Origin of the sequence: Microcoleus sp. S13_C5, assembly GCF_036700845.1 — a bacterium.
GTDB lineage: Bacteria > Cyanobacteriota > Cyanobacteriia > Cyanobacteriales > Microcoleaceae > Microcoleus.
Map to the genome: position 1 here is coordinate 1 of NZ_JAUBPR010000037.1, position 21106 is coordinate 21106.

At 46.1% G+C, this 21106-nt stretch carries 12 protein-coding genes; 5 read left to right on the plus strand and 7 right to left on the minus strand.

Going from position 1 to position 21106, the window contains the following annotated elements; all coding sequences use genetic code 11:
• Nucleotides 1-335: 335 nt before the first annotated feature.
• From QUA04_RS12500 to QUA04_RS12510, 3 genes are all read right to left on the minus strand, one after another.
• Nucleotides 336-1925 (minus strand): glycoside hydrolase family 57 protein, encoded by a 1590-nt coding sequence (locus tag QUA04_RS12500; RefSeq protein ID WP_015175045.1) that lies wholly within the window; start codon nucleotides 1923-1925, stop codon nucleotides 336-338.
• Nucleotides 1926-2466: 541 nt separating this feature from the next.
• The gene (locus QUA04_RS12505) at nucleotides 2467-5676 is read right to left on the minus strand and encodes an EAL domain-containing protein (RefSeq protein WP_333257416.1); all 3210 of its coding nucleotides are present in this window, start codon (nucleotides 5674-5676) and stop codon (nucleotides 2467-2469) included.
• A gap of 364 nt (nucleotides 5677-6040) precedes the next feature.
• Nucleotides 6041-9313 (minus strand): PAS domain S-box protein, encoded by a 3273-nt coding sequence (locus QUA04_RS12510; RefSeq protein ID WP_333257419.1) that lies wholly within the window; start codon nucleotides 9311-9313, stop codon nucleotides 6041-6043.
• Nucleotides 9314-9855: 542 nt separating this feature from the next.
• On the opposite strand from QUA04_RS12510, the gene gatB reads away from it, so the two are divergent.
• The 5 genes from gatB to QUA04_RS12535 all read left to right on the plus strand — a co-directional run bounded on the left by gatB (nucleotide 9856) and on the right by QUA04_RS12535 (nucleotide 15628).
• Nucleotides 9856-11346 carry an Asp-tRNA(Asn)/Glu-tRNA(Gln) amidotransferase subunit GatB gene (gene gatB / locus QUA04_RS12515; RefSeq protein ID WP_333257422.1) on the plus strand — a complete coding sequence of 497 codons (1491 nt, stop codon included), beginning with the start codon at nucleotides 9856-9858 and terminating at the stop codon, nucleotides 11344-11346.
• A gap of 372 nt (nucleotides 11347-11718) precedes the next feature.
• Nucleotides 11719-12885: a pentapeptide repeat-containing protein gene (locus QUA04_RS12520; RefSeq protein ID WP_333257425.1), complete on the plus strand. Its 1167-nt coding sequence runs from the start codon at nucleotides 11719-11721 to the stop codon at nucleotides 12883-12885.
• Between the two features lie 43 nt (nucleotides 12886-12928).
• Nucleotides 12929-13516 (plus strand): Uma2 family endonuclease, encoded by a 588-nt coding sequence (locus QUA04_RS12525; protein WP_333257431.1) that lies wholly within the window; start codon nucleotides 12929-12931, stop codon nucleotides 13514-13516.
• Nucleotides 13517-13648: 132 nt separating this feature from the next.
• Nucleotides 13649-14209: a Uma2 family endonuclease gene (locus QUA04_RS12530; RefSeq protein ID WP_333257433.1), complete on the plus strand. Its 561-nt coding sequence runs from the start codon at nucleotides 13649-13651 to the stop codon at nucleotides 14207-14209.
• Nucleotides 14210-14395: 186 nt separating this feature from the next.
• Nucleotides 14396-15628: a pentapeptide repeat-containing protein gene (locus QUA04_RS12535; RefSeq protein WP_333257435.1), complete on the plus strand. Its 1233-nt coding sequence runs from the start codon at nucleotides 14396-14398 to the stop codon at nucleotides 15626-15628.
• Between the two features lie 537 nt (nucleotides 15629-16165).
• On the opposite strand, the gene QUA04_RS12540 is transcribed toward QUA04_RS12535, so the two are convergent.
• From QUA04_RS12540 to QUA04_RS12555, 4 genes are all read right to left on the minus strand, one after another.
• Nucleotides 16166-16546 carry a response regulator gene (locus QUA04_RS12540; protein ID WP_333257509.1) on the minus strand — a complete coding sequence of 127 codons (381 nt, stop codon included), beginning with the start codon at nucleotides 16544-16546 and terminating at the stop codon, nucleotides 16166-16168.
• Between the two features lie 101 nt (nucleotides 16547-16647).
• Nucleotides 16648-17106, minus strand: coding sequence for a hypothetical protein (locus tag QUA04_RS12545; RefSeq protein WP_333257438.1), 459 nt, complete (start codon nucleotides 17104-17106; stop codon nucleotides 16648-16650).
• Between the two features lie 116 nt (nucleotides 17107-17222).
• The gene (locus QUA04_RS12550; protein ID WP_333257441.1) at nucleotides 17223-17603 is read right to left on the minus strand and encodes a response regulator; all 381 of its coding nucleotides are present in this window, start codon (nucleotides 17601-17603) and stop codon (nucleotides 17223-17225) included.
• Between the two features lie 57 nt (nucleotides 17604-17660).
• The gene (locus tag QUA04_RS12555; RefSeq protein ID WP_333257444.1) at nucleotides 17661-21095 is read right to left on the minus strand and encodes a PAS domain S-box protein; all 3435 of its coding nucleotides are present in this window, start codon (nucleotides 21093-21095) and stop codon (nucleotides 17661-17663) included.
• Between the last annotated feature and the right edge of the window lie 11 nt (nucleotides 21096-21106).

The following is a 21106-nucleotide window of genomic DNA, read 5'->3' on the forward strand; positions in this document are numbered from 1 at the left end:
GGTCGAGGGACTACTGCTCGAAGAGCGCCCCATTTAATTAGAGCTGTATAACATTTTGAACTTCTATATTTTTCACTCCGTTTAAGTTAGTTATATTATACCTCATCTTTCTAAGAAATGCTATACCAAAAAGGAGATAGCCTGCGCGTTGAGAAAAAGACATAAAGTGCGAGCGCTCTTTCCAGACGAAAAATGCGATCGCACTCACACTCTCAATCAAAGATTGCCCCTCTCATTGCACTCATGGCGATCGCCCCATCACCTATAATTTTAATTAACATCCTGTCCCTCCCTTAAGCAGGGCTGGGGGGACAGGATGGGAGGGGAAACGAGACTTAAAGCGATCGATAAACGCGATAGTTAATTTCAGGGAAAATATTATCAATCTCCTCAACCTTCTCCAACCAACCCGAATCAACTTTCCCTTCTTTCACTTCATCGTAAAGCTTGTGAAAGCGCATTAAGTGCGATCGAGTCCGGCGCACTGCATAGGGCACCATCGTTCCTGTACGCATGATAAATGCCCAGTCAGAAGATTGAGCTAGCAGCACTTCCCGCGCGGCTTGGTTCAAAGCCCGCCACTGCAATTCATCTGCAGGTTCCATGCTTCCCAACTCAATCATCCGTTCCGCTGCTTTGTGTAAGTGCGGGTAAATCCAAGCATTGGTATCGTTGAGCCAATATTCGTGGAAACCCCGGAAACCCCAGCTAGACTGAGACGGGCGGCACACTTGCTGAGTCGGATTTCCGCGCAAATAATCGGCTAAGTGCGTCATGTCGTAGGTATTTTGGTCGTACCAACTCTTGCGGAACAGGTAATCTAAGAACCAAGGCCCTTCGTACCACCAGTGACCGAAAAGTTCGGCGTCGTAAGGCGAAACAATAATGGGCGGACGCTGCATAATGCCGTTGAGGTGTTCGACTTGGCGTTCCCGGTTGAAAGCAAAGTTGCTGGCGTGTTCGGCTGCTTTTTCCCTTGCCCAGTAAGGATCGTACAACTGTTTATCGCCTAAACCCAATCCGCGACCGGTGATTTTGTGATATTTAATCCCGGTATTTTTCCGCTGACCGTTGGGCATGATGTAGGGCTTAATGTAATCGTAGTCAGCTTCCCAGCCCAAATCTTTGTAGAATTCCCGGTATTCGGCCGCGCCTGGATAGCCGACTTCAGAAGACCAAACCTGCTGCGATGATTCGTGATCCCGGCCGAAGGCTGCTACTCCGCATTCGGTGAAAATTGGGGCGTAGCTGCCGTAGCGGGGACGCGGGCGGGCGTAGAGGATGCCGTGACCGTCTGTGAGAAAGTAGCGGAGCCCTGCATCGGCTAACATCCGCTCTAAGCCTTCATAGTAGGCGCATTCTGGCAGCCAAATGCCTTTTGGTCGGCGGCCGAAGTTTGCTTCGTAGTTGTCGCAAGCTACTTGAATTTGTGCCCAAACTGCTTCGGGGTACATTTTCATCAGCGGTAGGTAGCCGTGGGTGGCACCGCAGGTGATGATTTCGAGGTTGTTGGTATCTTGGTGTTCTTTGAAGGCTTTGACTAAATCTCGATCGTACTTTTCCCAAAAGTTGCGAACTTGAGAGAAGTGAGCGGCGTAATGTTCTGCTAAATAGCGGAGGTGACCGTTTCCGCTGTTGTGTTCGATTTCCAGATCCGCTAATTCTTCGAGTTTAGCCAAGTGGTCGTCGAAGCGGTCTTGCAGCAAGGGGTCGCGCAGCATGGCAACCAAGGGCGGCGTCATGCTCATGGTAATTTTAAAGTCGATGCCGTCGCGCTTGAGCCCTTCAAAGACTTGCAGCAGGGGAATGTAGGTTTCCGCGATCGCCTCAAACAGCCATTCTTCTTCTAAAACGTAGTCGCTTTCGGGGTGGCGGACAAAAGGCAAGTGGGCGTGGAGAACGAGTGCGAGGTAGCCAATAGTCATAAAAAAATTCGGTAAGTGGGAAACGAGCGTGTCTTTAGACCTGAGAGGGAAACGGCTAGGCGGTTTCAACCGCCGTGAATCTTTCCATTACACGGGGATTGCTAGACGGGAGTGTACTTTTGTAATGTACTTTCAGTGGGACAATTACCACATCCAACCTCGCAATCGGCGATCGCATAATGTTCGCTCCTTTATGAGCCTCTATGAGAGGGGTAATGTTAGCTTGCGCCTTCGTTAACAGCCGGTACTATATCTAGGACACTGATTTAACTCAATAAGTCTGTTTAATCCTAAATTTCGCTTGGCAAGGAAGTAGCTTCGCATTCCCTGGTAGGTCTTTAACTCTTACCGTTAACGTAGTACGCAGGTACGCATCTGGTCAACTATGGTTTAAGTCTTAGGCTGGAAGCCCAGTATCTTTAAACCTGGGTCGTTGACAGTGATTTGGATGCTGTAGTTATTAACTGACGCCAGTTAGGCACAGCTTTAAAATATTTTAAGATTTTATGCTGAAACGGGGCTCACAAAATGCCGTGTTTTTTTAATGGCCTTTCTCTAACAAACTAAATGTCAGCAAATTCTGATTTTCTGCTTGCTGTCGGATTAAGCCTGCTGCTGTTTGAGAGTCTACTGCTTTTGAGAAAAAGAATCCCTGGGCGTACTCGCATTTTAACCCTTTGAGTATAGATAGTTGCGAGGCTTCTTCGACTCCTTCTGCTACTACATCCATGCCTAAATTGTGGGACAAAGTAACGATCGACCGCACAATTTCTGTCGGGTCAATGCCTCCTTTACTAAAATCGAACTCACCTCCCATCCTGCTAACAAAAGAGCGGTCTATTTTTAAGGTATTGGTGGGGAAACGGTGCAGGTAGGAAAGCGATGAATAGCCGGTGCCGAAGTCGTCAATGCACAAGTGTATGTTTCGGGTTCTGAGTTGCACCAGCATTGCTGTTACTGATTCGGAATTTTCTATGAGTACGCTTTCGGTAATTTCTAGTTTTAAACTGCTGCCGTCGAGGTTAGTTTCTTGAAGAACTTGGTCGATGTATTCGATTAAATCTGGCTGAGAAAACTGTTTGACAGAAATGTTGACGCTAACGCTCAAGGGGGGGTTGCTGGGAAATAGCTGCTGCCACTGGCGGATTTGGTGGCAAGCTGTGCGAAGTACCCAGCGGCCGAGGGGTACGATTAAGCCGGTTTCTTCGGCGATGGTGATGAATTCGCCGGGGGAAACTAAGCCGCGTTCTGGATGCTGCCAGCGCACTAGAGCCTCAAAACAGGTAATTGTGTTATTGGCGATCGACACGATCGGCTGGTAGTGAATAATAAACTGGGGCGATGCGGATAAGGGAGGTAAGGCTGATTCGGGGGATGGAGGAAAGTCTTCTTCTGTGGCCGGCTCTCTAATTGACTCGATCGCCCGCCGCAGGTCGTTTTCTAGCTGCAACAGCCGCAAAGCGTGGGCGTGCATGGAACTGTTGAAAACTTCGTGTCGGGCTCTGCCGAGTTCTTTGGCGCGGTACATTGCTGTGTCTGCGTCGCGCAACAGGGTTGTCGGTTCCAGGTATTCGCCAGAACTCAAAGCTATGCCGATGCTGGCGGTGATAAATACTTCGTGTCCGTCTAGAAGGAGAGGGGAGGTGATTTTCTTTTGCAGGCGGTTGACAATGGCGGTAGCTTCATTGATGCCCTCGATGTCTTCTAGCAACAGCACAAACTCGTCTCCTCCGAGGCGGGCCACTGTATCTCCGACCCTCATACAAGCTTCCAGACGCCGCGCGATCGATACTAGCAATTGATCGCCGATGGCGTGTCCGAGGGAATCGTTGACTACTTTAAATCTATCTAAATCGAGAAACAGCACGGCAAACAAGTAGTCTTTGCGCCGTTTTGCCAGCCTCAGAGCGTGTTCCAGCCGATCGGTAAATAGTGATCGGTTAGGCAATCCGGTGAGGGCGTCGTGAAAAGCATCGTGCAGCAGTTGTTCTTCGGCGAGTTTGCGCTGAGTGATGTCGTGACAGTTAATCACGATTCCCTCGACTGCGGGATCATACAGCAAGTTGGTTGCTACAGCTTCTACATAACACCAGGAACCGTTGCGGTGGCGGACTCGGTACTCAACTGGGGACAGGCTTCTTTTGGGGCTTTCAATGGCTTTGTGGAGGGTTTCGGTGATCGTGGCACAGTCGTCGGGGTGAACTATTTCTAAGGCGCTGCGGCCGATCGCCTGGTGGGGCGCGTATCCTAAAATTCGCTTAACCGAAGGGCTGATATAGCGGAAGATTCCTTCGGCGTCGAGAATGATCGTGATGTCTGTGGCGTTTTCAATCAGCGAGCGAAATCGCTGTTCGCTTTGGCGCAGGGCTGATTCTGCTTGTTTGCGATCGCTGATGTCGAGGGCTACTCCGTCTATAATTACGTCGCCGTTTTCGTTTTTGGAAAATTTAGCGCTGTCTTGCACCCACTTGACCTCCCCCGATCTTAGAACGATGCGGTACTGCCGATCGCACGGCAAAAGAGTCGCTCTCGATGCTGCTACGCGGCTGTCAAACGAGCTTTTGTCGTCTGGATGGATGATTTCGGTCAAGAGTTCCGGGTGCGAAATCACTTCTTCGGCCCCGAACCCAGTAACTTCGCGCACGCCCGGACTGATGTAGGGCATGGATATTGTGCCATCTCGATGCAGCACGGTGCGGTAGACTGAGCCGGGAATGTTGGCTGCCATTGTGGCTAGCTGCTGCTGGATGCCGCAGACTGCTGCTTCGGCGCGCTTGCGTTCTGCAAGTTCGGTTTGGGCTTGTTGGTAAAGTTCGGCTTGGTGGATCGCGATGGCGCACTGATCGGCTATGGCTTTGAGTAGGGAGAGTTCTTCTGCGCTCCAAGAGCGCGCCCGATCGCACTGATAGAGGCTAATTCCTCCCAAAAATGACTGCTGGTAGAGCAGTGGGGCGATCGCGACGGAGCGAAACCCTACCAACCCTGCTGATTCTTGCAGGGACGGGCACAGGGTCGATAACTCGTCGATAATCAGGGTTTCCCCGGCCGCGAGCCCCGATCTGTAGTGTTCGGCCACTTTGCAATTTAGCCCGACAAACCCTTCTCTGTCGGCTGCTTTGCTGATGTAGCGAACTTTGATGCCGCCTTCAGCATCTGGCTGCAAGATGGCGCAGGCGCTGATGTCTAGAGCTTCGTGCAGTTGATCTGCGGTGGTTTGCAGCACTTCATCGAGTACAAGCGTGAAGCGCATGGCTTGGAGGATGCGGTTGACAATCGCTTCTCGCTGAGCTTGTCGCTGAATTTGGGCGATCGCTTCTTGTTGCTGGCGCCGCATTTTGTATTCTTGGAGCGATCGTTCTAAGACTGTTGGCAACCTAAACAGCCGCCCTTTTAATACGTAATCGGTCATTCCAGCTTTGATGCACTCAACTGCCGCTTCTTCTCCCAAACTTCCCGTTACTAAAATCAAGGGTATGTCTTGCCCTAATTCCTGCATTAATTTCAACACTTCTAAACCGTTGAAGCCGGGGAGGCGGTAATCTGAGAGTACAGCATCGTACTGGCAATTTTCGAGCAGTTTTCTGCACTCTGTGGCTGTTTCGGCAGTGTCGCACTTAAAATTTACCCCCCCCGCTTCTAAGGCAAGCACTATTAATTCCATATCTTCTGCCATGTCTTCGATAATCAACAAGTTTAATGTTGATTCCGCTACCATTTTTAGTAGATAGTTGGTCTGATTTATATCTAACATAAGGTATTGGGGAGGTTTTCAATTGGTTATTCGTGTTGTTGCTAGTAATTTTTTAGACGGAAATTGGTTGTTAATTTTATCTCGATATTTTTAGCAAAATCAATTATATACTCTACTCTCAAAACCTTTATTTAGCACCGACAGTCGAGGGCTGACCGAACCGATTGGGGATCATCCCAATTTTTTAAAGAGCGTTTTTTAGGAGTACGAGCATCTTGCACAGCCAAGCCTAGATCTTTGGCTTCCATCTCTGACAGGGAACACCCCTGTCACACCAAACTTCAGATGCTCTCACCGATTGTGACTTATTTAAGTGTATAAGAGTTTTAAATTATGAATTTAAAACTCTTATACACTTAACTTACTAATCTATACTACCGTTTGAGATTGTTTGCCCTAGTTTAAAGTAAAACGTGGCTCCTTGACTAGGTAGGCTTTCGGCCCAAACCGTGCCGCCGTGGCGGTGAATAATCCGCTGGACGATCGCCAAACCGATGCCCGTACCTTCAAATTCTCTCTGGGAGTGCAGCCTCTGAAAGGCTCCAAACAGGCGATCGGCATATTCCATCGGAAAACCCACCCCGTTATCCTTGACAAAAATCGTCCCATCAGGTAAACCCTCAATAACTATTGTAGCCGGAGTGCGTCCGCGGCTGAACTTGACGGCGTTGCTAATCAAGTTGCTGAACACCTGTTGCAGCAAGGTTGGATCTCCCATTACTGTCGGCAAATCTCCGACGGCAAATTCAACGCTGTGGGGAGTTTGGGCCGGATCTGCGACGGTTGGGGGTTTAGTCAATTTAATCGCATTTTGTACCAAACGGCTCAGATCGATCGGAATTTGCCTCAAATCGGTGCGACTCACCCGCGACAGGGCGAGCAAACCGTCAATCAACAGGCTCATTTTTTGGCTGCTGTCTTCAATTATTTCCATATAGTGAACTATTTTGCGATCGCTCAAAGCCTCAGTTAATTCTAGCCGCTGCTTCAACGCTTCTACAAAACCTGAAATGTGTCGCAAAGGTGCGCGCAAGTCGTGGGAAACCGAGTAAGAAAAAGATTCTAATTCTTGATTTGCAGATTCTAATTGCTCTGTGCGTTCTGACAAAGCTTGTTTTGTCTCTACCAACTCAGTGATATCGCGAGAAGTGCCAATTAAAGCATAAACCTCGCCGTCGAGATTTCTCAGGGGAATTTTAAAAGTATCGTAGTAAATAGTCTCGCCAGATATCACAAATTTATCCTGCAAGTGCAGAGCTTCGCCTGTTTCAAATACCTGCCAATTTTCCCTACCAAATTGTTCGGCTATTTCTGGGGAAAAAGATTCAAAAATAGTTTTGCCCTGCATCTCTCTTCTGCTATTTAAACCAGCAGTTTTGGCAACAGATTGGTTGACAAAAGACAGGCGCATCTTGTCCCGTTCTACCACATAAATGTAGTCCGGCAAAGCATCAAAAAAAGTCTCTAACTCTGCAGTACGCTGGGCGACTTGAGCTTCTAAAGTTTCGTTGAGTTCTTTGAGTTCAGCTTCTACTCGTTTGCGTTCTGTAATATCTTGACCAATGCCGATACAACTGCCGTCGGAAAGGCGAACATTTGCCCAAGAAGTGTCGATAATTCGCCCGTCTCTAACTTGTGTTTTGAAGTCGCTCCACTTCTGACGTGCTGCTTGAATTTCGTCCAAAACGTATTGACGATATTCTGGCTGCGGATAAAATTCCGCCAAGATATCGCCGTCTTTGGTTTCCGCCAAACTCCAGCCGAGCACTTGTTCCCAGTGGCGGTTTACCCAGTTTATTTGACCGTTTTTGTCTAAGAATGCGAGCATAATCGGCACGTTGTCGAAGATAGTTTGCAGCAGTTCTTTTTGCTGTCTTAATGATTCTTCGGCTTGTTTGCGATCGCTGATGTCGAGTACGGAACCGATAATTTGCCTCATTTTCCCGTCTGGGGTTCTTTTGAAGATTGTAGAGCGATCGTGCACCCAGCGCCATTCCCCATTTTTGTGTTTGATTCTGTAGTCTCTGTCATCCGTTTCACAGGCATTGCTGCTGTGTTTTAGTCGCTCCATACCTGTAATTAGCTTTAACATATCATCGGGATGAACTAAGTTAGCAATAGCCTCTATACCCAAATCTTGCCATTCTTTGACCGTGTAGCCGAGTATGGCTGTGACAGATTCATTTGCATAAATATTTTGGTTTTCTACTGCATCGTAAATGTAAATAAAGTTGGGAATAGTTGTCAGGATGCTATCTAAAAGTTGTTGATGTTTTTGCAGTTCATATTCCGCCTGTTTGGACTCGCTTAAGTCCAGCACAAAACTAACGCCTAACTGTTGCGTTCCTTCTAAAAATGTGCTACCCAGCAGCACCGGAACGCGGCTACCATCAGAGCGTATAAATTCTTTTTCAAAGGGAACAACCGTATTTTTAGCCTTCAGTTCGGCAACTTTTTCGGTATCTAAACGCACGTATTCTGGCGGTGTCATTTCTTGCCAGTTAACTCTCCCGGCAAGCAGCTCGTCCCGCGTATAATTTACCGTGTTTAAAAAAGCGGCGTTGGCATCTGTAATGCTACCGTTAAGATCCCAAAAAATTAGGCCGATCATGTTAGAATCAACTATGGCTTTAAATTGGGATTCGCTTTGTCGCAACTGCGATTCGACTTGTTTTAGTTCTGTGATGTCGCGGGCTATGGATAAAAGTGTGGCGACTGAATTGTCTTCAGCAAACTCGGGAATGACTCGACAGTGGTAATGTTTTATGCCCTCGGGACTAGGAAACTCAAATTCTATGGTTTCTTGTTTGCCGGTGCCAAAAACTTTCAAAAAAGTCTCGTCCCACAGGTCGCACAAGTGTGGGGGCATTCCTGATTCTCTGTTGCTCTTGCCAATTAATTCGGCAGGGGGTTTTCCGGTTGCTGATTCTACTGCGTGGTTGATGTAAAGGTGGCGAAATTTTCGATCAAACCTGGCGATGATATCAGTCGCATTTTCCGCTAGGGTGCTGAAAGCTTGTTCGCGCCGGTGCAGTTCTTCTTGAATGCGGTGGCAATCGGTTATGTCTCTGCCAAAAGATAGAATTGAAACTACTGTTCCCGATTCATCCATGAGTGCAGAATTGTACCATTCGCAGTAAATTATCGAGCCATCTTTGGTATAGTTGCGGTTGCGGCAAACGTTCCGGGTTTCTCTGCTGTCTAACAGTTGATTCGTGACGGCGCACACTTGCTCGAAGTCTTCTTGATAAACTATTGACCATTGGTGCCAGTATTTGCCAATCGCTTCTGCTGCACTCCAGCCAAATAGTTGTTCTGCCATTGGCGACCACCGCACTACCCGAAATTCCCTGTCCCACTCTATAACTGCCATGGGCGAGTTTTCTAGATGAAATTCCCGCCGCGAGTTGGCTTTTTTTATTTGAGTTTGAAGTTGCTGCCGGAGTTGCTTCGCCTCGGCCAAGCGATCGCTGATTTCCTGTGTGTTTGCTGAGCCGGCGTTGGCGATTTGAGCAATGGTTTCTGCTGTTTGTTTTTCGAGTTCGTGCCAAGCGAGTTCGAGGGCTGATTCCGCCTGCTCTAGCTCAGTGGTGCTGTTCTGAAACAGTGTGGCACTTTCAACTGGAATTTCAGGCATACTTTTGGCACTTAGACAAGTGTTACTTTTACAATTCAAAATTAAAGCTTAAAAATTAAAAATATGTAATTTCCTGTTAAATTATACATTTTTAATTTTTAGTCTGTGCGTGGAGCCGATCGTTAGAGGCGCGCGGCGTTATTAAAGACTGCCAGTAAAAGGATTTGGGGTGCAGATTGATCAGCCATTGTGGTGGATCGATCTAAAACTCTCCTGGGTAAGGGAAGGGTGCGGGCAGGAGCAGGCGCTAAGTATATTTTTGCACAGAGTTGTTGTTTGGGGGCGATCGAAAGGAGATCGGCGTGGCTGCGGGCTTGGGTCGATCGCAAATCTGTAGCAGGGTGTTGCGTATGCAGAGCCCCATTTGTCTCAACTAAACACGCTTTCTCAAAGTCCGGCAGGGGTTAAAACCTGCCGAACAAAGGGTTTGACGCGCTTGTTGACACCAATGAAACCGCCCCTACCTACAAATAATCTCCCATCAGTTTGGTCAATAAAAAGCTAAAATAAAATCTAAAGTTATTCAGTCTTTAAAATCGCTTATGACTGCTGCTGCACCAGTTAAAACTGAGTACGAAGCCATTATCGGTCTCGAAACTCATTGTCAATTGAGTACGAATACTAAAATTTTCTCCAGTTCTTCTACAGAATTTGGCAATGCCCCAAATACTAACATTGACCCAATTTGTATGGGAATGCCTGGAGTGTTGCCAGTATTAAATCAAAAAGTGCTGGAGTATGCGGTGAAAGCAGGGCTGGCTCTCAACTGCGAAATCGCACCTTACAGTAAGTTTGATCGCAAGCAATATTTCTATCCCGATTTGCCGAAAAATTATCAAATTTCTCAGTTCGATTTGCCGATCGCTACTAACGGTTGGCTAGAAATTGAACTCGTGGATGAGACGGGAAATTCTACTAGAAAAAAAATCGGGATCACTCGCTTGCACATGGAGGAAGATGCCGGAAAATTGGTGCACGGCGGCAGCGATCGGCTCAGCGGTTCAACTTATTCAATGGTCGATTACAACCGTGCCGGTGTGCCTCTAATCGAAATTGTTTCGGAACCGGATTTGCGATCGGGCGCGGAAGCTGCTGAATACGGTCAAGAATTGCGCCGGATCGTGCGCTACATCGGTGTTGGCGACGGGAATATGCAGGAAGGTTCGCTCCGGTGCGACGTGAATATTTCGGTGCGCCCCGTTGGCAGAGAAGAGTTCGGCACGAAGGTGGAAATTAAAAATATGAACTCTTTTAATGCGATCGAACGGGCGATCGATTATGAGATCGAGCGGCAAATTCAAGCTGTGGAAAATGGCGAAACCATCATCCAAGAAACCCGGCTGTGGGATGAAAACAAGCAGTGTACTTTCAGTATGCGGGTTAAGGAAGGTGCAAGCGATTACCGGTATTTCCCGGAACCGGATTTGCCTCCGATCAAAGTTTCGGCCGAGCAATTGCAGGATTGGAAAGCTCAACTGCCGGAATTGCCGGCAATGAAGCGCAATCGCTACGAAACTGAGCTCGGTCTTTCTCCCTACGACGCGCGGGTGCTGACTGACGACAAAGCGGTGGCGGAGTATTTTGAAAAATCGATCGCCGCCGGTGCTGTGGCTAAACAAGCTGCCAATTGGGTGATGGGCGATATTACTGCTTATCTGAAAAATGAAAAACTGGCGATCGCAGAAATTCCTTTCCAACCGCAGGATTTAGCTGAACTGCTGGGGTTAATTGAGGCCGGTACGATCAGTGGCAAAATCGCTAAGGATATTTTGCCGGAGTTGCTGGCCAACGGTGGTTCGCCTCAGAAGTTCGTTGAGAGCAAGGGTTTGATTCAAATTTCGGATACTGGGGCGATCGATCAAGCGATCGATGCCGTGTTGGCAGCCAATCCCAAGGAGCTCGAACAGTACCGAGCCGGTAAAACTAAGCTGCTGGGCTTTTTTGTCGGCAAGGTGATGAAGGAAACGGGCGGCCGAGCCGATCCCAAACTGACGAATGAGCTGCTGACGGCGAAGCTTAACGGCCCAGGCTAAGCATTTGTTAAGGGGATCATGTAGCGGATACAGCGGCGGGCGATCGGTTTTTCCTGAACTCGTCGCGCGATCGCCCTTCTCGCTGGCTCGTAACTTTATAATTAATCTACATTTCTTTACAACATCTTCATGTTTGGGGGTGACACCCCTCATCCCGACCGTGTTATATTGTGTTATGTAGATGCACCCTGATGGCAGAGAGAGTTACTTAGGTAGCTCTCTCTTTTTTTTGTCTTTTTTTTTGCACGGACGTGAAAATACGGATGGGAGAGGGGGATTTGCCATACTGATCCCCGATTACTGATTACCGATTAGCAATTACCGCTTTGAGTCGATTAATATCAACTTTAGTTATTAACTAATTTTGGCACTATGAGCGAACAAGCTAGCGAGCTAATCAAGCAGGGGATTTCGCAATATCAGGCGCGCCAATTTGAGGCGGCGCTGGGTTCTTGGCAGGAAGCGCTGGCGCTGTATCGCTCAATGAACGATAAGCGGCGATCAGGTGCGGCGCTGGGTAATATGGGCGTAGCTTACGAAGCGCTGGGAAATTATGCTCAGGCGATCGACTGCTACCAGCAGCATTTGGTGTTAGCGCGGGAAATTGGGGATCGCCGGGGCGAGGCGAATGCTTTGGGAAATCTGGGCAATGCTTGCTGTGCTCTTGAGGATTTTTCTGGTGCTATTGATTACCAGCAGCAGCGTTTGGCGATCGCGCGGGACACTGGCGACGGGCGCTCTGAGCTGGAAACTTTGGGCAATTTGGCGCTAGCTTACGATGCTAAGGGAGATTTGCCTGGTGCGATCGAATGCTATCACGAGCAGTTGTCGATCGCGCGCGCCTGCAAGGACGATCGCATTGAGCGCAATGCTCTCAAGAATTTGAAGCTTGCTTACAAGTATTTAGCAGATTACGACAAGGCCGACGAGTACCGACAGCAGCAATTGGCGATCGTCCGGCAACTGTTTTTAACCGATAAAAATAAAAGTTTTCTACAACTTGCAGAAACAGTGGGTTTGAATCCGATTGAGGATTTTGCTGGGGCTAATTTAAGCGGCTTTGACTTGCACTACACTGATTTTAACGGTGCGGATTTGCGCGAAACCAACCTCCGAGGTGCCGATTTGACTTTGGCCGATCTCAGCGGTGCTTTGCTGAGCGCTGCTATTTTAATTGATGCTAATTTGTGCAATGCTAATTTGCGGGATGCTGAACTCAGCAGCGCCAATTTAAGCGGTGCTGATTTGCGGACAAAGCTGCCTCGGGCGAATTTGAGCGGTGCAAATTTAACCGGCGCCAATTTGAGCAGTGCTTATTTACCGAATGCGATTTTAGTAAATGCAAATTTGACAAATACTGATTTGAAGAATGCTGATTTAAGCGGTGTCAATTTGAGTGGTGCGAATTTAAACGGTGCTGATTTGAGCCGCGCTGATTTGAAAAATACGGTGGTTAAAAATGCAAAGTTTTTTGGTTGTCTGGGAATTTCGGAAGCTGTGAAGGTTGAATTGATGGCACGGGGCGGGATTTTTGAGTAGAATTAATTGGAAATATTGGTAATTGTAGAGGGTAACAAAAGCTATGACTGCCGTAACTGCAAAACGATTCTCGATCGCAGAATATCACCGTTTGGGAGAACTGGGATTTTTCGCCCCCGAGGAACGAGTTGAATTGATTCGCGGAGAAATTATCCTCAAGACTACTAAAAGTACGTTTCACTCTGTTTGTAATTCGCTACTGTTAGGAGAATTGTACCCGCTGCTGCGAAAAAGAGCGATCGTGCGCGGTCAAGAGCCAATTATTTTGTCTGATGATAGCGAACCAGAGCCTGATGTTGTTATTGCCCCCAATCGTTCTGACAATTATTTATCTTCTCACCCGCAGCCTGCTGAGATTTTATTGGTAATTGAGGTTTCGGATTCTACGTTGAAGTACGATCGCACAACCAAGTTGTCTCTCTATGCTGAGACTGGGATTTCTAATTATTGGATATTTAATTTGGTTGATAATCAACTGGAAATGCACAGCGAACCTTATCAGAAACAAAACGGGAGTTGTAGTTATCAATTGCAACGAGTTATGTTGCCAAATCAGACGGTGGTAATTCCGGGTTTTCCAGAGTTGTCTCTGGAGTTGTCTTCGGTATTTCCGGCGCAGAGTGGTGACTAAACATTCTGGCTCGATAGCACATATTTTAACTCAGTAATTAAAGAGCGATCGAGCTTTTTTCGATGATATAATGTAAAAGCGCGATGGCTACGCCCCGGCTTGCGCCTACGAACTCTTCACCAAATTAGCCCTATGTCTGCTCAAACTCTCGCCCCGCCGGAACAAATTGTCCACCTATCGGGTATCAGTTGGCAAACCTACGAAACTTTGCTTGCTGAAATCGGCGATCGGCAAATTCGACTGAGATATAATCGCGGCAATCTTGAAATTATGGTGCCTTCTCCAGAACACGAACGCTTCAAAACAATAATGGGTCGATTTGTTGAAACCTTAGCGGAAGAATTAGAGGTAAGAATTGAGCCCCTTGGTTCCACAACTTTCAAGCGTCCTGAACTTAGCGGTGCAGAACCGGATGAATGTTTTTACATCCCGAATATTAGTGCAGTTAAAGGCCAAAAAAGAATCGACCTGACTCAATATCCGCCGCCGGATTTAGTGGTGGGAATTGATATTACCAGCCGTTCGGAAAATACCTTGCAGGTTTATGCGGATCTGGGAGTGCCGGAAGTTTGGATTTATAATGGATCGCGACTCAGAATCAACAGATTAGAAAATGGAGAATACCTTGAGGGCGAGATCAGTTTAGCATTTCCCAGCTTACCGATATTAGAGATTGTCAGATTTTTGGAATAAGCAGAAACAATGGACTATTTGGAATTAGTGAAAGCATTTCGGAATTGGGTAAAAAGCCAAATTCAGCAAAACCAATGAGTTGCAGATAAAATTAAACAAAATTTACAATGATAGTCCAGGAAAAAAAGCTGTGTTGTGATAAAATAGAGATGATAAACTAATTTAAATATCAATTACAGGCTGGTAGTGCCAGCAATTCTACCCGATATGCGATCGCTAGAGTCTCACAACAAATACCCAGATTGCTTGTGGATGCAATTAGAAGCAATTCCAGTTCCATCGGTTGCACCCCAAACCCAGCAGCTCGATATTCACTTGAGCCTGAATTTTAACGAGCATTGGGAACCCCTGCTAGGTGGTCGCGTCAAATTTGGTCTGCAAGGCGGGACGCTCAAACTCTATCTAGAAAACTGCGAAATACCCGTAGCATCACGTCAGTTAGTCGGTTCTTTCAAGCTTTTGCCAATAGGAGAAACCCTGCCCATTCAAAGCAGTGCAGAAAATTTAGTAACCGAAAGTCAGCGGGGAGTTCAGGGCGGGGAGAAGGCGGAAAAAACTAAGGAAACAGAGAGCATATTTTGTCACGTTTCCACAATCAGCGATGATACAACGCCAGCTTGGATTTTTGCAGTAGAACAGGGCAAATCAGTATTAAAAGGTTTGCTAAAAAGTGCTAAGCTGGGAGAATTGGCTGGCAAAGAATTTAGGATGGCAGCGGCTTTTGAAGTTGCTAAAGAAGATATTAATCTCACAGATGCGGAGGGTTTGTGGCCGCACGATATCACGCCAAATCAACATTCGGTTTTAGAAAGAATCCTGACTATATATCTGCAAGCAAATAAACTCCAACCTGCCCTCAGTTGGGCGCTATTGTCCTACAATTTGCCTCCGGTTGAACCGCGCGAAGTGGAAATTGTCCCGGAAGCTGAATCGGAATTGCAGGAAATGGTCGATCGCATTATCTCTGCTGAAACCGACAACTTTGTAGAGTTGGCAAAAATCGCCAATCTCAACCCAGCACTAGATTTCGCGGGTAGCAGCTTGCGCGGAACGACTTTAAGTGCAGTGGATTTTAGCAGCGCAAATCTCGATCGGGCAAATTTCCGGGGTGCAACCTTAAACGATGCCGATTTCAGCGACGCCAACCTGCAAAATGCCAAATTCGGCGGTGCAGATTTGAGTGGGGCTTTCTTAGGAAATGCTGATTTAAGCGGTGCAGATTTGCACAAAGCAAGTCTAGCTTTAGCTAACCTCAGCGGTGCCAATTTGAGCGGCGCCAATCTGCGGGAAGTGAACTTAACAAATACTAATTTCAGCGGTGCGAATGTCGAGTCAGCCAGATTCGGGAATAATTCAGGAATGGATGAGGAGATGCAGGTGAATCTACAGCAGCGAGGCGCAATTTTTGAAGAGGTTTAGCCCGTAAGTGCGAGCTCCCTTTTATTCATCCGCCTCTATTGTGGCACGGGCGTCACGCCTGTGCGAGGGAATTTCACCTTTAAACTATCGCCTCTGAAAAAAGTTGCTTCTTAATCCTTAACTCTCTAACTAAATTTATAGAGGGCGATGAACCGTAACTGTTAAGAGGGTAGACAGGCATTTCTTGCCAACACTGACGGCAAAACCAGTATACTTGACTGTGGCGAAGGTGACGCAGCAGTTGATTCGTGCAGCAAGGACAGCTTGTCATAAAAACCTCTTTTTTATAGGAAAGTGTATTTTTCTTTTGTTGCCAAGTGCTGTAAGCTGTGTTGAAGCAGCAACTCTATGAATGTAGATGTAAGAAGTAAAGATTTGGTAAAGAATACAAGGTTGTTAAGGAATTGATGCAAATCGAAATCTTTCGTAAAAATAGCAATAACTGAGAGAAATTGTATCCAACAATCCCCAGATTTCCAGAGAGGATATTAAGATTGTCACGTCTTAAGAATCCTGCGTCTGCCATACCGGGGAGTGTCAATCATCCCATCCCAAAATCTCTGCCACTTTTCCCGGCAGGGTGGTGGGGTCAAATGGTTTGCGAATTACCCCAGCAACACCCATTTCGGCAAATTCAGCTATATCGGTTGACATAACTCTTGCTGTCAGCAGAATCACTGGAATCGATCGAGTTATGGGATCGGATCGGAGACGAGCGTACACAGCAAACCCATCCATTCCCGGCATTGATAAATCCAGCAAAATAGCATTAGGTCGTTCTGTTTGTAGGATTTGTAAACATTCTTCTCCTGATTCGGCCACCAGGGTGTTCCATCCCGCGAGGTCTTCCAGGCACAACTGTACCAGTTCGCGGAGGTGCTCTTGGTCATCAACAATGAGAATTTGCTTCCCTTTCATCTTGTTTTCAGGCAGGAGACTGCCATCATAATTAGCTACTTGCAAAGTGTTCATTTTATTTGGGTTGATTAGGAATCTATTTTTTGGTTGCCAATTGAGTCTCAAATACACATCTTTAAGCAATCGCTCAAATTTGCAGTTGAGAGTTGAATCCGAACTTCGGATGGCGGAACTCTCAACTCTTTAGCAAGCTGAATTGTTAAACAATCCTGGTGTATTTCAGTCCCATAGATTTCAGGATGTACGCGGTGGGGCAACGGGATGAGAGTTTGAAATCCACTAGGAAGGAGATAACCTTTTACTCCAGCCACTTCGGTAGGTTGACCTTGAATTAAAACAGTTTCTGGAGTGATTTGGAGATTCAATTTGACAAGATGAAGGTCAGAAAGGTGAACTTTAAGGATAAGTGTCACATCCTTTTCTTGAATTTTAATGCCTGTGATCGGTGTTTCCTCTGTATGAGCAATCCAAAGTGTGGATTGCTGACAACAAGTGGGCAAACCGGAAAATGAACCTGCGAGATCCTGATTTACATCATTCAAAGCCTGAAAAGCATTCATTGAGTCTCCTCCTAATGCAAAGAACTTTTAGCTGCATAACAGGAGACTAAATAGCAACGGTAAGGAATTGGTAAAGATTCCGTTATTGTTACAAAACTTCACAAAAATGGTGCAAGTTATTCATCCCATCCCAAAATCTCTGCTACTTCTTCCGTCAGGGTGATGGGTTGGATCGGTTTGGCAATTACCCCAGCTACCGCCATCTGGGCAAATTTAGCCCGATCGCTGGGCAAAACTTTCGCTGTCAGCAGAATCACTGGAATCGATCGGGTAATCGGATCGGACTGGAGGCGAGCGTACACAGCAAACCCATCCATTCCCGGCATAGATACATCTAGCAAAATAACGTTGGGTTGTTGTATTTGCAGTATTTGTAAACATTCCTCTCCCGATGCTGCCCCCACTGTTTTCCATCCGCGTAAATCTTCTAAGCAGGCCTGCACCAGTTCCCGAAGGTGTTCTTCATCGTCAACAACTAGAATTTGTCTGTCTGTCATGGGATTTTGGATTGGAGATTTGGGATTTGGGATGGATGCTACAGATTAATCTAAGCGTTATTCAATGATGGCTAAGGGTAGGGTGAAGCAAAATGTGCTGCCTTCACCTAAGATACTTTCCGCCCAGATTTTTCCGCCATGTCGCTCAACTATACTGCGACAGATTGCTAAACCTAAGCCGGTGCCTCCTTTTTCACGGGAGTCGGAGGCATCGACTTGTTGAAATCGACCAAAAATGAGTTCTAGTTTATCGGCAGGAATGCCTCGTCCGCGATCGCTAACTTGGAACAGCACAAAGTCTGTCTGGTTTTCGGCACTCAGATGAATTGTGGAGTCGGCAGGTGAGAATTTAATCGCATTACTGAGCAAATTTGTTAAGGTTTGGACGATCGCATCTCCTGTTGCCCAGACTTCTGCATCCGTGGGGTTAACGATTAATGAGATCTGCTTTTGAGTAGCCAGCGCCTGAATGCTATCTACTGCTTGCTGCATCAAATCGGCAGCTTTGCAAACAGTTTTGTCCACAATTGCCCGCCCGGAGTCTAGGCGCTCCAAATCTAAAATATCATTAACCAGGTTCACTAATCGATTGGTATCGAGGAAGGCAATTTCAATCATGCGTCTAGATTTTTCGGGTTTTTTATCATAAACCCCACTTTTTATTAGTCCCAATGACATTTGAATTCCTGTCAAAGGAGTGCGAAGTTCATGGCTGACAATGCCAATGAACTCATTTTTCATGTGTTCGATCTTTTGTCGTTCGGTAATATCTTCCCCAATGCTGATAATTCCAATGATGTTTCCCTCTGAATCTTGCAGCATGGTATTGTTCCACGCAACGAACCGTTGTTCACCAGATTGGGTCAAGATGGGATTGTGATAATAGAGATGATATTTCTGGGCTAAAACGTCCGAAAAAACACTTTGGATCGATTGTTGAATAGAACTGGGTAAGAATTTTTTAAACCAATTTTTTCCGAGAACTTCTGGGTAAGTATATCCTGTGACTTTTAAGAAGAAAGGATTAACGTAATTGACATTTCCCTCTAGATCAAGTCCGACAACAATCAACTGCACGTTATCCAAGAGCGATCGCCAGCGTCGTTCGGCTTCTCGGATCGTGGCTTCGGCTTGCTTACGTTCTTGCAGTTCTAGCAGAAGTTGTCGGTAGAGTTTGGATTGCTGAATGGCGATCGACAATTGGCTGGCAATCTGTTCAAGTAATTCTATTTCCCACGATTGCCATTGACGAGGTGCCGTATTTTGGTAGATAGCTAACAAACCCCAGAGATTTTCTCTCAAAAATATCGGGAAAACTGCATAACTTTTTGCTTGCCATTGTTCCACTAGCTCGATATGACATGGTTGAAGTTCATCGGTGTAAATATTATTAACAACCAAATTTTCATGATTGCGGAATCGACCGCCGTGAGTTTCTTGCATATAGGTATCTGCACCATTTTTTTGAATATCGCTTCCTATCAGTTTTCTCCAACCCTCACCAACTGACTCCACGACAAAATCACCACTCCAATCAGGATTAAAGCGGTAAATGGCAGTCCGATCAGTTTGTAATGTCTGCCTGATTTCAGTAACAGCAGTATTTAGAACGGCATTCAGATCCAAAGATTGGCGAATCCCTTGAGTAATCCTCCACAGCAAATGTTCCTTTCGGGATTTCTGTAGTAAGGCTGCTTCCGCCTCTTGTCGAACTTCTTCGAGGTGCTTCGCTACTGTGATATCTTGCTGAACGGCCACCAGAACCTCGCCATAGTCGGAATGATTGAATACACAGCAAGTGGCACTACACCAAAATGGAGTTCCATCTTTCTTGACATTATGAACTTCATAGGTAAATTCACCCCTTTGTAAAACGACAGACCGAATGGCTTGATTTACATCTTCAGGACTGACCGATTCGCTGCCATAGTTCACTATCGAAACGTGCTGACCGTTGAGTTCGCCAGAGTCATAGCCAAACATCTGCTCAAATTTAGGATTGGCATAGACAATTACTCCATTGTCGGTTCTTACTAAGCAAATTCCTTCCGCCATGTTGCGGGTAATGACAGCCTGAAGCTCCAGCATTTGTTCGGCTTGTTTAAGTTTAGTCAGATCGCGCAGACTAACGATTACCCCTACAATATTTTTGCCTGCATCACGTAAAGGTGTATAAGTAACGCTCAAAAATTGCCTGACTAAATTGGGAGAATCAAACCAGTTTTCATACTGAATTTTTTCCCCAGCCAAACATCTGTCTAACCGAGGTTTGACCAAGTTATCGAACACGTCTGCATCCAGGATATTTCTAACATGATTTCCGATAACTTCGCTTTCAGATTTGTTGCACCAAGTCAAATAAGCTTGATTGGCTATTTGATAAATATAGTTGCGATCCATCAGCACAATCCCATCTGTTGTATTGAATATGATGCGTTCATATTGGCGGAAGGCTTCTTCAGTACGTTTGCGCTCGGTGATATCAAATACGCTAGAACGACTCATCATGAAGTTACCTGCTTCATCATAAATTGCTGTCGCATTTAAGTTTATCCAAATCGGTTTTCCGCTTTTATTCAACATCTCAAACTCTAAATTCTCTATCCAGCCTTCTTTTTTAAATAAGGGAAAGTTTTGATAAAAAATATTTTTACTTTCAAGTGTCATTAAATCAACAAATTTCTTTTGGTTTACAATTTCATCGCGGGTATAGCCTAACCACTTCAGTTCCGTATCATTAATCATAATTATTGTTCCTGCTGCATCTAGGGAATGATAGCCACAGGGAGCATTATTATAGAGGTCTTCAACTTGAGTGATATAGTGTTGCAAGCTATGGTTGACTTCAGTGAGTTCGGCTGTCCGTTCTCTGACTCGTTGTTCGAGTTCAGTATTGAGTTGTTGTAGGGCAATTTCTGCTTGTTTTTTCTCCCTCAGTTCCGTTTGTACTTGCTCAAATAAATCAGCTTGCTGAATGGCAATTCCAGCTTGAGTTGCTAGCTGTCGCATGAGTTCAATTTCTGATGGTTGCCATTCGCGAGGTTCTGTACACTGATGGGAAATCAATAATCCCCAAAGTTCTTCTCCCTTAAGGATAGGAATAACCAGGCTAGCTGTAACGTGAAAATTTGGCAGCAATTCCCGGTGAGAAGTATCAATTTCGGCAGTATAAGTATCAGATTTAGAGGTGAATAAGCCTTGTTTGAAGGGTTCGATATAGCTTTCAGCAAAGCAAGGCTCCTGTATCTGAGTGGATAAGATTGATCTCCATTCTGAACCAACTGACTCTACCACCACCTTTCCGCTCCAGTCTGGAGCAAATTGGAAGATAATTACGCGATCGCATTGCAGAGTGTTTCTGAGGTCAGTTACCGTAGTGTTGAGAATGTCTTCTAGTTTGAGGGATTCGGAGATAGAAAGTGCTGTTTTAGCAAGGATTTGTTGTTGCTGTTGTTGCAATTTCCCATAATTATCATCAGTATGTTCTATCATGAGTCTACTTA